This is a genomic window from Lysinibacter sp. HNR, assembly GCF_029760935.1.
In the GTDB taxonomy this organism is placed as follows: Bacteria; Actinomycetota; Actinomycetes; order Actinomycetales; family Microbacteriaceae; genus HNR.
Genome location: NZ_CP121684.1, coordinates 2,794,140 through 2,808,344, shown reverse-complemented (window position 1 = coordinate 2,808,344; position 14,205 = coordinate 2,794,140). Strand labels below are relative to the sequence as shown.

Here is a 14,205-nt window from a genome sequence, read left to right as displayed (position 1 = left end):
CCGCTGAAAGCAGGGAAACTGCGGAGGTTGTGTGGGCCGCAACAGCTATATTAAGCCGCGGAAACTGTATGAGCCGCGGAAATTTTGGAGGATGCGGAGTTGAGGGCTGCAGAAGCGGTGGGATTTGCTGTGCCTGGGCTGCTGGAGCTGCGGATTAGGCGGTGCGGCGGCGAAGCGTGAGCGAGCCCAAAACGAGTGCCCCCAAGATAAACGCGCCAATGATGGCGAGGCGTCCAAGCACATAGTTGGTGTCTTCCGACCCGGTTGAGACTGCCGCAATGGCGTCAACCGCGTGAGAGAGCGGCAACCAATCGGAGATTGTTTGGAGCACGTCGGGCATCTGGTCTCGGGGAACCAGTATCCCTCCGAGGAGGATCTGTGGGAAAACAAAAACGGGCATGAATTGAACCACCTGAAACTCGGTGCGAGCAAATGCGCTCGCAAAGAGCCCCAGGCTGCTTCCGAGGATCGCGTCCGTTATTGCCACCGCAACCAGAAGCCAGACTGAGCCCGAGACGTCCAGTCCGCACACCCACACGGCAAACGCCACCGCAATGGTGCTTTGCAGGGTGGCGAGGAGCGCAAACGCGACTGCGTAACCGAGTATGTAGTCGCCTTTGCCGAGCGGCATGGTGAGTAGCCGTTCCAGAGTGCCGGAGCGCCGCTCCCGCAGGGTGGATATGCTCGTGATGAGAAACATGACGATGAAGGGGAAAAGCGCAATCATCGCGGGACCCACCTGCTGGAAGACGCGGGTATCGTCAAAAACCCACGCCAGGAGTCCGATCAGGAGGCTGGGAACGATGAGGAGCATCGCTATCGTTCGAGGGTCGTGCCGAATCTGATTGAGAACACGACCCGTTGTTGCGAGTGTGCGGGAGAGGCTCATGATCGATCCCCTCCCTCTGAGGTTGTGGGTTTTTGTGCCCTGTTTTTTACCAGGGTGACAAAGGCATCATCGACGGTGGTGGTGCCGGTGGATGCGAGGAGTTCCGTCGGTGTGCCCGTGGAAAGCACCTGTCCATCGCGCAGCAAAACCAGGTCGTCGCAGCGAACCGCCTCATCCATCACGTGGCTTGACACGATAATGGTCATGCCGTTGTCTCTGAGCTCATGAAAGATAGCCCAGAGGTCGTTGCGGAGCAGCGGGTCAAGGCCCACTGTTGGCTCGTCTAATACGAGAAGCCGGGGAGAACCCATCAGAGCCACGGCAAGTGAGGCCCGGCTACGCTGTCCGCCCGAGAGCGATGCCACCAGTGCATCCGCCCTGTCTTCAAGAGCGGTTGCGCTGAGCACTCGATCAACATCGGATTCGGGTGCGCCCAGAATCCGGCGAAAATAATTGAGATTTTGACGTACGTTCAGGTCGTCATAAACACTCGGTGCCTGTGTTACGTAGCCAATTTCGGAGCGGAGCTTGCGGTCGCCCGCGGGTAATCCAAGCACCCGGATGGTGCCGGAGGAGAGTGACTGAACCCCCACGATAGAGCGCATCAGCGTGGTTTTTCCACAACCGCTGGGACCAAGTAACCCCGTGATGCGTCCGCGTGGAACCGAGAGCGACACCGTATTAAGCGCGGTAACCTTACCGCGAATAACCGTGAGGTTGTCGATCTTAATCGCAGAGCTTTCAGTGATCACATGATGAACTATTCACTCTTTAGGACACAGAGTCAAGCAAAAAGGAAATTTTTGCATCGTTGTGGAAACTGAAAGGGCTGTGAGCATGGGGTGTGAACCCACAATGATGTGTGCTAACGTTGCTGCCGTGAAGAAATAATGAGTCCACGCTCCCGTGCGCGAGGAGTCGGTGCCCGCTAAAACCTGCGTAGTTTTTGGTGAACGGTTCCCGGCGAAGGCTCTGGCGGGAACCCTACTCACTACTCATTAGAGGTTCACATGGCTCACCCCTCTTCGCGCTCGCTTATCACCAATAATCTGTGTGCGCGCTACCCAGACCGTACCGTTTTTAATGATGTTAACCTGCGGGTTGCTCCCGGAAACAAACTCGGATTGATCGGCGAAAACGGTTCTGGAAAATCAACCCTGCTACGCATCCTCGCCGGGCATCAACAGCCGGATGCCGGCAACTTTTCAAACCCCCACGAAACCGTTTACGTCGCACAAGACCCGGTTTTCCCCTCCGGTTACACCGTTGCGAATGTTTTTACCGAGGCGCTAGCTGTCTCTCACAGGGCAGTTGCCGAAGTGGAGCGATTGGGTGCGCGGTTGGCGACTGTGCCCCAGAACAGTGTTGAATACGACGATCTCGCCCGGGCGTATGCGGAAGCTCTCGAGTGGGCCAACGACCACGATGCCTGGAATGCAGAGCGCCGCGCGGAGCTTACCGCGCACAACCTGGGCGTCTCCGAACTGCCGCGTGCGACGTCGGTGGCACAGCTGTCGGGAGGTCAGCGCTCGCGGTTAGCGTTAGCCGCAGCCCTGACCCGGGTGCCCGGGCTGTTACTGCTTGATGAGCCGACGAATCACCTTGATGATGCTGCGTGCGGGATACTGTCTCGATATCTTGCCGATTTTAGCGGAATACTCATTGTGGCAAGCCACGATCGTAGCTTTCTGCAGGAGAGCTGCACGGAGCTCTACGACCTAGACGCCGGTTACCTTGGTGTTGATGGGCAGGGCGGAAGGTTTTTTACGGGCTCTTTCGCGGAATACCTGGAGATGAAAGTTTCTTCGCGAGCTAGGTGGGAGCGAGAGTTCAGGGAGCAGCAGGAAGAGATTGAGCGTCTCACCGTACTGGCGCAGGGCGTTGGTGTGAGGGTTGCGCAGGGCCGTGGCCCGCGTGACAACGACAAGTTTATTTACAAGTTCAAAGGGGCAAACGTCGATCGAGCGGCGGCTAGACGTGTGCGTTCGGCTCAGCAGCAGCGTGAGCTCCTGGAGCAAAAACGTATACCGGAGCCTCCGTTACCGCTGCAATTGAATGCCGATCTGGGCGGGATCTCCGAGGGTGAGGGAAACGCAATTGAAGTAAGTAATCTGTTTGTTGCGGGACGATTGACCCTTCCAAAATTGTTGTTACCCAGTGGCAAAAAATTGTTGGTGACGGGACCAAACGGTTCGGGAAAGTCAACCCTGCTTGAGGTTCTTGCGGGTGAGCTGCCGGTAACATCGGGGACGGTTCGGGTGCGTGGGCGAGTGGGGATTTTGAGTCAAAATGTCCGAATCGCGGAGCCCACACGCAGCGTGGCTGAGGCTTTTGAGCATGAGACCAAGCGTGACGCGGGGTTGCTGAGACACCTGGGCTTATTACACGAACGGGACCACAGTCGCCCCGTTGGGACGCTCAGTCTGGGGCAGCAGAAACGACTGTCCCTCGCAATTCTTGTGGCGCAGCAGGCGGAGGTGGTGCTGCTTGATGAGCCCACAAACCACTTATCGCTCAGCCTGGTTGACGAGCTGGAGGAAGCGCTGCGTGTCAGCCCGGTGACAGCTGTTGTGGTGAGCCACGATCGGTGGCTGCGGCGACGCTGGTCGGGGCGCGAGCTTGAGCTGCGATAGGGGAGGCGGAGTCGGAGGGCAACGCGTGGCCGTGCCGTGTATTCAATGATACTAAAGGTCAAATTAATGTAATTTATATATATAATATATAGTTTATAAAAATATGAGGCATCTGGAGATTGCGGGTAATGCTAGTTATAGTGCGGAGATTACCCCTGATCAAGCCGGTGAGATTATCGCTTTTCTTGAGGCGGGTGGTGGTATCCAGGGAGCGTTGGCGTAGGCACGAGACGAGGTGGGGTAGGGCTTTTTTGGTGTGTTGCTCAGCAAGGTTAGCTGTGGTGGGGTGACCTGTTTTAGTGCTGTAGCGTCCGATGCCTTGCGCTTGGTTATCGCAAAGACCTCCTCTCGCAGCGTGCTCCAAGAAGCTCACAGTAGCGTTTTACATGCAACATCCTGAATCTTTGGTAACGTTTTCACAGACTCAGTGGTGAGACGTAAGGAAACTATGACAAACAACAACAAGCTGCCCGCCCCAAAACGTGATGTTTTTGGTGCCCGAGGTCGGTCGCGGGCCACCATGAAAGACGTGGCGGCTCTTGCCGGTGTTGGTCTTTCGACGGTGTCACGGGTGGTTAACGGAGACCCCAGGGTGAGCGACGCCAAGACGGCTGCCGTGCTCAAGGCCATCGGTCACCTGGGGTTTCGGCGTAATGATTCGGCTCGACAACTGCGGGTTGGGGCGACCCAGAGCATCGGGTTATTGATAGAAAATGTGGTTGACCCGTTTTTCTCGCACCTCACTCAGGCGGTGGAGAACTACGCGTTTGAGCGGGATACCCTTCTGCTCAGCGCATCTTCGACGCGAGACCCGGAGCGCGCTCGGAGGTTGGTACTGGCTTTTTGCGCCCGCAGGGTAGACGGGCTGATCGTGACCCCCGTGGATTCGACCGATAGCGGTTATCTTCAGGCTGAGCTTGACGCGGGGATTCCCATTGTGTGTGTTGACAGGCCGGCTGTGGGCATTGACGCGGACACGGTTCTCAGCGACGGGAGGGGAGGGGCATATAAGGGTGTTGCGCACCTTATTGCGCACGGGCATCGGCGCATTGCTTGCTTTACCGATCGCGGCGCTGTCTACACTGCGCAGCAGCGGGTGGACGGATATCGAGATGCCTTGGCCAGCGCTGGAATCCCCTATGATCCTGCGCTTGTGTACTCTAACACCCCTGATAATGAGGTGTTTGGCGCTGCGCTTCGCGACATGCTTTCTCTGGATGATCCGCCCACCGCAATTTTCACCGGAAACAACCGTTCGACAATTGTGCTGCTTCAGGAGCTTGCCCACGTCGAAAATCGCCTGGCTCTGGTGGGGTTTGATGATTTTGAGCTTTCGGACGCTGTTGTTCCCGGGGTAACGGTGGTGGCTCAAGACCCCACGGAGATGGGAAAATCAGCCGCTGAACAGCTTTTTCGCCGCATTGATGGAGATACCGGAGCATCGCGGATGATCGTTTTGGGTACCACGCTCATCGCGCGGGGGTCGGGGGAAATTGTGCCGCCCGCCCAACCGTAAGAGTAACGTTTTAGTCATCAAAATCCCCAGATTCGACCTTCCGACTTGCATTTGGTAACGTTTTCATCGTTGAATGTAGGCAGTCGGGATTTAGGACCGATACTGCACCTGAGACTTCCAACGGAGGAAAACTATGCGTAAAAGATTATCCATATTGGCCGGTGCTGCCGCACTGGGCCTCGTGCTGGCAGGATGTTCGTCTGATGGCGGCTCCAAGAATGCAAACCAGGTTGAGGTTTTTACCTGGTGGGCTTCCGGATCCGAAAAAGTTGGTCTAGACGCGCTCGTGGGCGTTTTTAACGAACAATACCCCGACATCGAGTTTGTGAACGCGGCGGTGGCGGGTGGTGCCGGCTCAAACGCTAAGGCTGCGCTAGCCTCGCGCCTCGAATCGAACAACCCACCGGATTCCTTCCAGGCCCACGCCGGTGCAGAGCTCTCCGACTACATCGCGGCCGGTCAGCTACAGGATCTGAGCGGCTTTTACACCGAGAACAACCTCAACGATGTTTTTCCCACGTCGCTTATTGAGCAGATCACGGTCGATGGAAAAATTTATTCGGTGCCCAGCAATATCCACCGCGCAAACGTCACGTGGGTAAACACCGGCCTGCTCTCCGACGCTGGCATCGACCCCACAGAGGCCCCCGCCGACATTGATGCGTGGCTTGCCGACATGAAAACGCTTCAAGACTCGGGAGTTGACACCCCGCTGGCTCTCGGCACCGAGTGGACCCAGATGCAGCTACTCGAAAACGTGCTGCTTGCCAATCTGGGTGCCGACGGCTACTCCGGCCTGTGGGACGGTACAACAGCCTGGGACAGCGACGGGGTAAAAAAATCCGTGAGTCAGTACGCAGAGCTACTGTCCTACGCAAATACCGACTTCGCAGGGTTGGACTGGGACGCCGCAACGCAGATTGTGATTGACGGTAACGCGGCCTACAACGTCATGGGCGACTGGGCAGAAGCCGCATTCACCCAGGCTGGACAGACCTTCGGTAAAGAGTACGAGGCATGGCCCACTCCCGGAACTGCGGGCGTCTTTGACTTCCTCGCCGACTCCTTCACCCTGCCGGTGGGTGCCCCGCACGAGGCGCAGGCAAAAGACTGGCTCACCACGGTGAGTTCGTCTGCGGGTCAGCAGGCCTTCAACCTGGCCAAGGGCTCTATCCCCGCCCGTACCGATGTTGACGCGTCTGAGTACGGCGACTATCAGCAGACCGCCATCGAATCGTTTGCCGAGGACACCGTGGTGAGCTCCCTCGCTCACGGTGCCGCCGCTCCCATCGCGTGGTCCGCCGATATCTCCTCGGCGGTTGGCAAATTTGGTTCGGATAAAAACCAGCAAGCCCTGATCACGGCGCTCGTGGCCGCGGCCAACAAGGCTCAGAGCTAGAAAAACAGCCGAGATAACGACCCGGTGGGTGAGGCGTACACACGCCTCACCCACCACGGTTGTTCGGGTGCGAATCGAATACACGCCACACACCGCGTAGACAAAGGAGTAAACAAGCGTGCGCAAGGGAATCAAGAATTGGGGTCCACCACTCTTATTGGTGTCGCCCACCATCGTCATCCTGGGAATCTTTGTGTACGGCCTGATCGCGGCCAACATTCAGGTTTCTATGTCAAACCGTCACGGTCTTGCGCCCGCCACCGAGTTTGTGGGCCTCGACAACTACATTGAACTGTTGAGCGAGGATCGTTTTCTCCACTCGCTGCTCAACCTGGCTGTGTTTACGGTGGTTTTCATCGCGGGAACCATGGTCTTTGGCTTTATCTGGGCATGGCTGCTCGATAAGGGAGTGCGGGCCGAGGGAATCTTCCGCTCCATCTACCTCTTTCCCATGGCCATTTCGTTTGTGGCTTCCGGTGTGGTGTGGCGTTGGCTCCTCAACAGCGCCGAGGGAGACCGGGCATCCGGCCTCAATAGAATCTTCGAGACGTTCGGCCTGGGTTTTCTGCAAAACTCCTGGTGGAACGAACCCATCTGGGGCATGGCGGCCATAGCAATGCCCGCCATTTGGCAGCTTTCCGGATACATTATGGCGCTGTTTCTTGCCGGTTTCCGCGGCATCCCCGATGAGCTTCGCGAGGCGGCGCGAATGGATGGGGCGAGCGAGTGGAAACTCTACCGTCACGTGGTTTTCCCCCAGCTCAGCCCGATTGCGCTCTCAGCCCTGATCATCGTGAGCCACATGTCGCTAAAGGTCTTCGACTTGATCATGTCGATCACAAAGGCCATCTACCAAACAGAGGTTCCCGCCACCTACATGTGGGTGACGCTCACCTCAAACGACTACGCCAAGTCCGCCGCGATTGCCACGGTTCTGCTGATTCTAGCCTCCGTTCTGATCGTTCCCTACCTGATTTACACGTCGCGCTCTGAGAGGGGAACACGATGACCAGCACCATGTCACCTCAGGTGAGCACGGGTATCGAGAAGAAACCCGCCGCCGCAACCCCCGGCTCACTCACTCCCCGCGCCCGAATCGGACGCACCACCAAGTATGTGCTCCTTCTTCTCTTTGTGATTGTTGTGTTGATGCCGGTGTATGTTCTCATCGTGACGAGCCTGAAACCTCCCGGCGATGTTAACCCCGCTACCTCGTGGGGACTTCCGGTGCGTTGGCCTTGGGAACCGATTACCCCCGGAGGGCCCACCGGCCTCGACAACTGGTCGGCGGCGTGGACGGCCCTGGCCCCCGCCCTGGGCCGCACGTTCCTCCTGGCCATTCCCGCAGCCCTGGTCTCGTCGTTCCTCGGATCGCTGAACGGGTTTGTTCTGTCGCGCTGGCGTTTCCCACACGCCAATATTGTGTTTACCCTCATCCTGTTTGGAATGTTCATCCCGTATCAGGCCATCATGACGCCGCTGGTGCAGATGAAAACCACGCTCGGTATGCCGAGCACCATCAGCACCCTGCTCATCGTGCACATCATCTACGGTTTGCCGATCTGTACCCTGATTTTCCGCAACTACTACGTGAGCATCCCGGGAGAGCTCATGGAAGCCTCGCGAGTGGATGGCGCGGGCATGCTCCGCACCTACGCCTCCATTGTGCTGCCCCTGTCACTGCCGGGATTTGTGGTAACGATCATCTGGCAGTTCACAAGCGCGTGGAACGACTTCTTGTTTGCGATGTTCCTGTCGGACACCGCAAACGGACCGGTCTCACTGGCCCTGAACAACCTTGCGCAGGGTGCGCAACTGGCCAATTACGGTGCGGCAATGGCGGGTGCCCTCATTGCGTCGCTCCCCACGCTGCTGGTGTACATCATCCTTGGAAAGTACTTTATTGGCGGGTTGATGAGCGGATCGGTGAAGAGCTAGCGTGAGTCTTAGCAAGCTTTTCCCCGCGCTAGGCAGTGCGTGAGATGAGTTTCAGCGATTCTTGAGCCTAGAGGCCTAGGAGGTGGTGGCTACGATGCTAGCCGCCACCCTCACCGTTCTCATCGCAGGTTGTCAGGCTGAGGCGGATAAAGAACAGCTTTATGAGCTAAAGGTTATTTGTTGGCTAGTCAGAGAAGATTTTAGAGGTTTGTTTTGTAGGGTTTTCTGGCATGTCTGGTTCATCGTGATCCGATACCCTCGTACCTTCGGCAGTATTTTTCTCGAGCACGGAAGGTTTACTAGCTGCGGCGGCAATATCACAACCGAGCGGAACCCCTTGTTATTTGTGACCAACTCGTTGACAGCCCCGAGAAGCAACTCCAGCGAACCAGCATGATTCTGGGGCGCCGGATTGACGGCCTCGTTTGTGGCGATGCCCACGCTGATGACCCATTTTTCAATAGTCTGTCCGCGGGGGTGTTCTTTTTGTGGTGGTTTTACACTACCCGGCAGAGCATCTCGCGGTGACCTGTGGCGATGCCCAGGGCGGGGTCTGGGACGTTACGCGCGCCGATGCCGGAGGAACGAACCCCCGATCAAGGCCAGTAGCAGGCTCGCGATGAGCAGGGTGCCAGCCGGGTCGGAACCCGTTGTGGTGAGTTTGTCGGTGCTGTGGGTCGCTGCCGGGCGCCCTTCACGCTGGATTCTATCGGTTGGATTGCCCGATCCGGTGTCTCTGCCCGGTCTCTCCGAGTCTTGGGGAGACCTGGTGCCCGGGGTGCCCGGGGCGGGAATACCGGGTCCTACCGTGATTGAAGACGCGGGCCACGTCAGGTTGAGCGTCAGGGGTAGGGGCGCCTTTCGACCGTCGATGTTGAGTCCGCTATTAAAATAGAACGGGCGAATTCCAGCGGGCAGGGTCGCGATAAAGCTGCTGTGCCACGCATCGGAAAAACCCTCCTGCCAGGTTCCGGGAGCCACGGTTCCGGCAAAATCGAAGGGAATCTCTACGGTCCCGGTCTCCCCGTTTGCGGGCAGTCCGGTTGCGGCGCTAAAAGTCAGGAGGGTCACCCGGGTTTCCTGCGCGGAGGTGCGGATTCTGCCGGTGCTCTCGGCGCGACCCCCTCCGGCACTCTCGGCGCGAACCCCGCTGTTGCTTTCGGAACGACCCCCTCCGGTGTTCTCGCCCCGACCCCCTCCGGCACTCGCGCGGGTCCACCCGGTCGTTTCGGAGCTGCGCACGGTTCCCGTCCACGTTCCCGATCCGTCACGGTTGAGCGTGAGGGTGGGATTGAAAACCTCGATCCACGAGCCGAAGGGCGGGTTGAGGTACGACGCGTAGGAGGACATCCTCATGGTTCCGGGAAACGTGATGATCGCCGTGTGGTCGTCTGCCGTGCCGTGTCCGTTACTCAACGCATAGGTTTCTCCCTGCACGGAGATGGAGTCGCTGGCCGATTTTTGCCAGGCCGGGTTCCATACGCTGTACTCGGACCAGTCCCAGCGGGCGCTGACTCCACTGATCGCCCTGGCGTCGCTTCCCAGCACGCGAGGGTCTGGTTGGGTGATGTCAACGATGCCCAGGTACTGTGACCTTTCGGTTGTGGCTCCGAGCGTTGTTGTCTGGTCTGTGGGAGTAAATACGGCTTTTATTTTGTGTCCGCCAGCCACAAGAGCGGTGGTGTTGAGCACGGCCGAGCCCTCGTTAACCGGGGCGGTGCCCAGGCTAGTTTCAACTCCGGTTGCCTCGCTGGTGGTGTAGAACTCCACGCTGCCCGCGCTGTGTGCGGGTTTTACGGAGGCGGTGAGGCGCACGGGATCGGTGCCGAGCAGGGGTTCGTCACCGGGTGCGGCGAGGGTCAGTGTGGTTGCCGTTTTTTCTCTCCACTCGAAATCGAAGTGAACCGGCTCCGGACGTTTTTCCGCGTCGGCTGCCGAGCCGGAGGCCTGGTAGTAGCCTCGCTCGAGGGCCGGTATGCGCCAGAGGAATTGGTTGTGGAAACCTGCGTCCTGTTCGCGGGCCCAGGTTCCCAGGCCGGTGACCCCCTCGTAGGCGAGTATTGCTCGTGCCGCGTTGTGTGTCCCCGGGCCGGTGAGGCCTTGCGCGGAATCAAACGTTGCCAGGACGACCCGTTCGGTGACGGGAATGTCTTCGGGGGGAGTAATGGCGCAGAACACCGGTCCGGTCCCGGCTGAGCAGTAGGTTGCAATTTCGGCCGTCCAGAATCCCGTTCCCCTCGCTGTAACGGTGAGTTCGGGGTTGCTGTAGCGGGTTGTGTAACCCCAGACATTGCTCAGTATCGATCCAGGGAAGCGAATCTGGGCGACGTTGCCATCGGAGAGGCCCGCTCCCTCGCTCAGGTTCCAGGTTCCCGCGGTCACGCTGAGGGGAGCCTCGACAATCTGCCATGGAATGTTTCGGTTGGCGAAGTACTTGGAGAAGGCCCAGGAGGCGCTTGCACCGGTAATGGGAAGCGCGTCCGCTCCAGGTGTGGGGATGTCTCCTGCCGTGAGATCCACTATCCCGATCCGCGCGGATTGATCACTCTGCGACCCGCGGGTGAAGCTGGTGTTGGTGGGTTGGAACTCCGCCGTGATCGTGTTTCCGCCCGCGGGGAGTGTGGAAACCGTGGTTGATGCCGTGCCCGAATTCACCGGAGCCGTTGTAAGCTCCTGCCGCACCCCGGTGCTCTCCGGTGTTGTGAAGAAGGTAACGTTTCCGGGGGTGTCACCGGGTTGAACCCGCGCAGTGAGGGAAACCTCGCTGCCGAGGAGTACGGGTGCTGTTGTGCCGAGGGCAACGGTGATCTGGGAGTCGATTCGGTTTTGTTCGCTCGGATTCACGGTAAAACCGGCATGGCGTGCCGTTGCCGATCGGTAGGCCCCGCTATTCTCCGGTTCGAAGGTGGCCGTCAGGGAGCGGCTGCCGACCGCGAGGGCTGATGTGCGCAGAGCGGCCGTGCCGTCGATAACGGATGCCCTGCCCAGGTCGGTGGAACCGTCTGCAAACGCAACCGTCCCGGCGGCGTGGGGCGTGACGACGGCCCGAAGCGAAACCTCCTCTCCCTCGATCGCCTCGCTGGCGGGCTCGGAGGTGAGTGCAAGAGCCGTGGCGGTGGGTGTGCCGCTGACAAGCCCCGGGAGAGACACCGTGAGTGGTGACATGGCCTGGCCCTCGTAGAGGGTGAATCCGGTTATGCGAGTTCCCACGCCCGCGGGGAAAATTCCCTCAAACGTGATTGTTGTGTCACCGTTTGGAGCTGTGTCGAAGCGGGCTGAGGTGAGGTTGACCAGTCGGATATCTGCCTGGGACCCTTGCGGAACGGTTCCGGCGTTTCCCGTCGCGTCGACGGTAATGGTGCCCGAGCCGTTTGCGTAGCTGATACGTAGCGCGGAGAGGGTCACGTCAATGGTGGCTTCTCCCGTGGGGTTTCCAAACCATCGCTGGTATCGCACCGAACCCTCCGCGGTGAGGTTAGCGCTCCGGGATGACCGATCAACCGTGCCGACAACGGGGTCAAATTGAGATCTGCCGTCGGGTGCGGGTTTCGGGGTGATTGTGTTGTTTCCCGCCAGGATGTAGTCGTACCAGCTGTCTTTCATTTTCCAGGCAACGCTGCCTCCGCTAACATCCTGGTTGCCGGTTGTGGCGTGTGCGGGGGTTTGGGGAAGGAGGAGGGCAATGGTCGCAACTGTGGCGAGTGCCGTGCGGACGGTGCGAGTTTTTCTGGGGGAGTGCGCTGCGGATGTCGGGGGGAAGAGGTACATTAGAACTCCTTAATATGGTTAGCCTAACCTAAACTATAGCGAGGACTTTGTGAAACCAATAGAGAAATTAATCTATTTTTTGTACCGAGAGACGGGCGGATTTCTAGTTGTTTGTGGATTTTCCACACCGAATACGCAATAGAATCGAGGTATGACTGAGAAAAACATCACTGAAGAGTTCGGCTCCAATCGCGTGAAGCGAGGCCTCGCAGAAATGATGAAGGGCGGCGTCATCATGGACGTTGTCACCGCCGAACAGGCCCGCATCGCGGAGGATGCCGGAGCTGTTGCGGTGATGGCGCTTGAGCGGGTACCCGCAGACATCCGCTCGCAGGGTGGCGTTGCCCGTATGAGCGACCCCGACCTGATCGATCAGATCATCGAGGCTGTCAATATTCCCGTGATGGCAAAGGCCCGCATCGGGCACTTTGTTGAGGCGCAGGTTCTTGAGGCGCTGAAGGTCGACTACATTGACGAGTCCGAGGTTCTGAGCCCCGCGGACTACGTGAACCACATCGATAAGTGGAAGTTCACGGTTCCTTTTGTCTGCGGCGCAACCAACCTGGGGGAGGCGCTGAGGCGCATTAACGAGGGTGCTGCGATGATCCGTTCCAAGGGTGAGGCCGGCACCGGAGACGTTTCGGAGGCAACCAAGCATATTCGCAAGATCAGGAGCGAGGTTGCGGCGCTCTCCGCGCTGAGCAAAGACGAGCTGTATGTTGCGGCTAAAGAACTTCAGGCCCCGTATGATCTGGTTGCCGAGGTTGCCGCCACCGGCAAGCTTCCCGTTGTGCTCTTCACCGCCGGGGGTGTTGCCACTCCTGCCGATGCCGCTATGATGATGCAGCTGGGAGCCGACGGGGTGTTTGTTGGTTCCGGGATTTTTAAGTCGGGCAACCCCGCCAAACGAGCCGCCGCCGTGGTGAAAGCCACCACCTACTTCGATGACCCCGCCGTTATTGCCGAGGTGTCACGGGGATTGGGTGAGGCAATGGTGGGAATCAACGTTGCGGATGTACCCGCGCCACACCGCCTCGCCGAACGTGGCTGGTAGCCGCTATTCCGTTGGTGTTCTTGCGCTCCAGGGGGACTTCCGTGAGCATCTTGAGGTGCTCACGGCCCTGGGCGCGGATGCCCGTAGTGTGCGTCGCCCGGAGGAGCTCGATGCTGTCGACGGGCTGATTATCCCCGGTGGCGAGTCGAGCGTGATGGATAAGCTCTCTCGCCTCTTTGGACTAGATCAGCCTCTGAGGGAGGCGATTGCTCGCGGACTGCCCGTCTACGGAACGTGCGCGGGGCTCATTATGCTGGCCACAACTATCCTCGATGGTAACGCCGGGCAGCAGAGCCTCCGCGCACTTGATATTGAGGTGCGACGCAACGCTTTTGGGTCTCAGACCTCGTCTTTTGAGGCCGATCTTGATGTCCCTGAGCTGGGTGATGAGCCGCTGCGTGCGGTTTTTATCCGCGCTCCCGTTGTTGAGCGGCTCGGTCCCGAAGTGCGCCCCCTGGCCGCTCTTGATGACGGGCGGGTGGTGGCAGTTGAGCAGGGTGGCGTGCTGGGCACGTCGTTTCACCCGGAGATCACGGGGGACACCCGGTTTCATGAGTACTTCTTGAAAAAAGTGGAGCGCTTTCGCGCGGTGGCATGACCCCTGAGTTTGTTACCCCTATGACTTGACAAAGCGCGCAATTGCGTCGGAGGCCTCTTTGAGTTTGGCCTCGGCGCCTTCGCCTTCGTTCTGTGCCGCGGCAAGCACACAGTGGCTCAGGTGTTCGCTGAGCAATCCGAGCGCCACCGACTTGAGGGCACTGTTAACTGCGGATATTTGGGTAAGAATATCGATGCAGTATTTTTCCTCCTCGACCATGCCCTGTAGCCCTCGGGCCTGCCCTTCGATACGGCGCAGGCGTTTAAGGTAGTCGTCCTTGTTGGAGATGTAGCCGTGGTCATGGGCGCTGCTCTGTTGCTGGGTGTCATTGCGTTGCTGGGTTTCGTTGTGTTGCTGCATGTTCATAAGCATTCCTTATTTTCATGTGAGTCTCGACAAATTATACCCCC

11 protein-coding genes are annotated in these 14,205 nt (G+C 58.7%); 7 read left to right on the top strand and 4 right to left on the bottom strand.

The features are described from left to right. Positions 1-154: 154 nt before the first annotated feature. Together FrondiHNR_RS12605 and FrondiHNR_RS12600 are read right to left on the bottom strand one after the other, a co-directional pair. A complete protein-coding gene (locus FrondiHNR_RS12605; RefSeq protein WP_279353119.1) occupies positions 155-889 on the bottom strand; it encodes an ABC transporter permease in 735 nt (244 codons plus the stop codon). Then, complete coding sequence (locus tag FrondiHNR_RS12600; RefSeq protein WP_347567106.1) at positions 886-1,641, bottom strand: ABC transporter ATP-binding protein; 756 nt, start codon at positions 1,639-1,641, stop codon at positions 886-888. Before FrondiHNR_RS12600 ends, FrondiHNR_RS12605 begins: the two co-directional genes overlap by 4 nt. Before the next feature lie 258 nt (positions 1,642-1,899). On the opposite strand from FrondiHNR_RS12600, the gene FrondiHNR_RS12595 reads away from it, so the two are divergent. The 5 genes from FrondiHNR_RS12595 (at position 1,900) to FrondiHNR_RS12575 (ending at position 8,375) form a co-directional block, all read left to right on the top strand. After that, a complete protein-coding gene (locus tag FrondiHNR_RS12595; protein WP_279353118.1) occupies positions 1,900-3,522 on the top strand; it encodes an ATP-binding cassette domain-containing protein in 1,623 nt (540 codons plus the stop codon). A 448-nt stretch (positions 3,523-3,970) separates the two neighbouring features. After that, a complete protein-coding gene (locus FrondiHNR_RS12590) occupies positions 3,971-5,038 on the top strand; it encodes a LacI family DNA-binding transcriptional regulator (protein WP_279353117.1) in 1,068 nt (355 codons plus the stop codon). A gap of 133 nt (positions 5,039-5,171) precedes the next feature. Beyond that, positions 5,172-6,437 carry an ABC transporter substrate-binding protein gene (locus tag FrondiHNR_RS12585; RefSeq protein WP_279353116.1) on the top strand — a complete coding sequence of 422 codons (1,266 nt, stop codon included), beginning with the start codon at positions 5,172-5,174 and terminating at the stop codon, positions 6,435-6,437. 118 nt (positions 6,438-6,555) lie between these two features. Then, positions 6,556-7,446 (top strand): sugar ABC transporter permease, encoded by an 891-nt coding sequence (locus FrondiHNR_RS12580; protein WP_279353115.1) that lies wholly within the window; start codon positions 6,556-6,558, stop codon positions 7,444-7,446. After that, complete coding sequence (locus tag FrondiHNR_RS12575) at positions 7,443-8,375, top strand: carbohydrate ABC transporter permease (protein ID WP_279353114.1); 933 nt, start codon at positions 7,443-7,445, stop codon at positions 8,373-8,375. The genes FrondiHNR_RS12580 and FrondiHNR_RS12575 overlap by 4 nt, the downstream gene beginning before the upstream one ends. 561 nt (positions 8,376-8,936) lie before the next feature. Here FrondiHNR_RS12575 and FrondiHNR_RS12570 read toward each other — a convergent pair. Continuing rightward, a complete protein-coding gene (locus tag FrondiHNR_RS12570) occupies positions 8,937-12,143 on the bottom strand; it encodes an Ig-like domain repeat protein (protein ID WP_279353113.1) in 3,207 nt (1,068 codons plus the stop codon). Between the two features lie 151 nt (positions 12,144-12,294). Between FrondiHNR_RS12570 and pdxS the strand changes: the two genes are divergently transcribed. Together pdxS and pdxT are read left to right on the top strand one after the other, a co-directional pair. Continuing rightward, on the top strand, positions 12,295-13,197 hold the full coding sequence (pdxS, locus tag FrondiHNR_RS12565; RefSeq protein WP_279353112.1) for a pyridoxal 5'-phosphate synthase lyase subunit PdxS: 903 nt from the start codon (positions 12,295-12,297) through the stop codon (positions 13,195-13,197). After that, positions 13,157-13,795, top strand: coding sequence for a pyridoxal 5'-phosphate synthase glutaminase subunit PdxT (gene pdxT, locus FrondiHNR_RS12560; RefSeq protein WP_279353111.1), 639 nt, complete (start codon positions 13,157-13,159; stop codon positions 13,793-13,795). Before pdxS ends, pdxT begins: the two co-directional genes overlap by 41 nt. A gap of 18 nt (positions 13,796-13,813) precedes the next feature. On the opposite strand, the gene FrondiHNR_RS12555 is transcribed toward pdxT, so the two are convergent. Further along, the gene (locus FrondiHNR_RS12555; protein ID WP_279353110.1) at positions 13,814-14,167 is read right to left on the bottom strand and encodes a metal-sensitive transcriptional regulator; all 354 of its coding nucleotides are present in this window, start codon (positions 14,165-14,167) and stop codon (positions 13,814-13,816) included. Between the last annotated feature and the right edge of the window lie 38 nt (positions 14,168-14,205).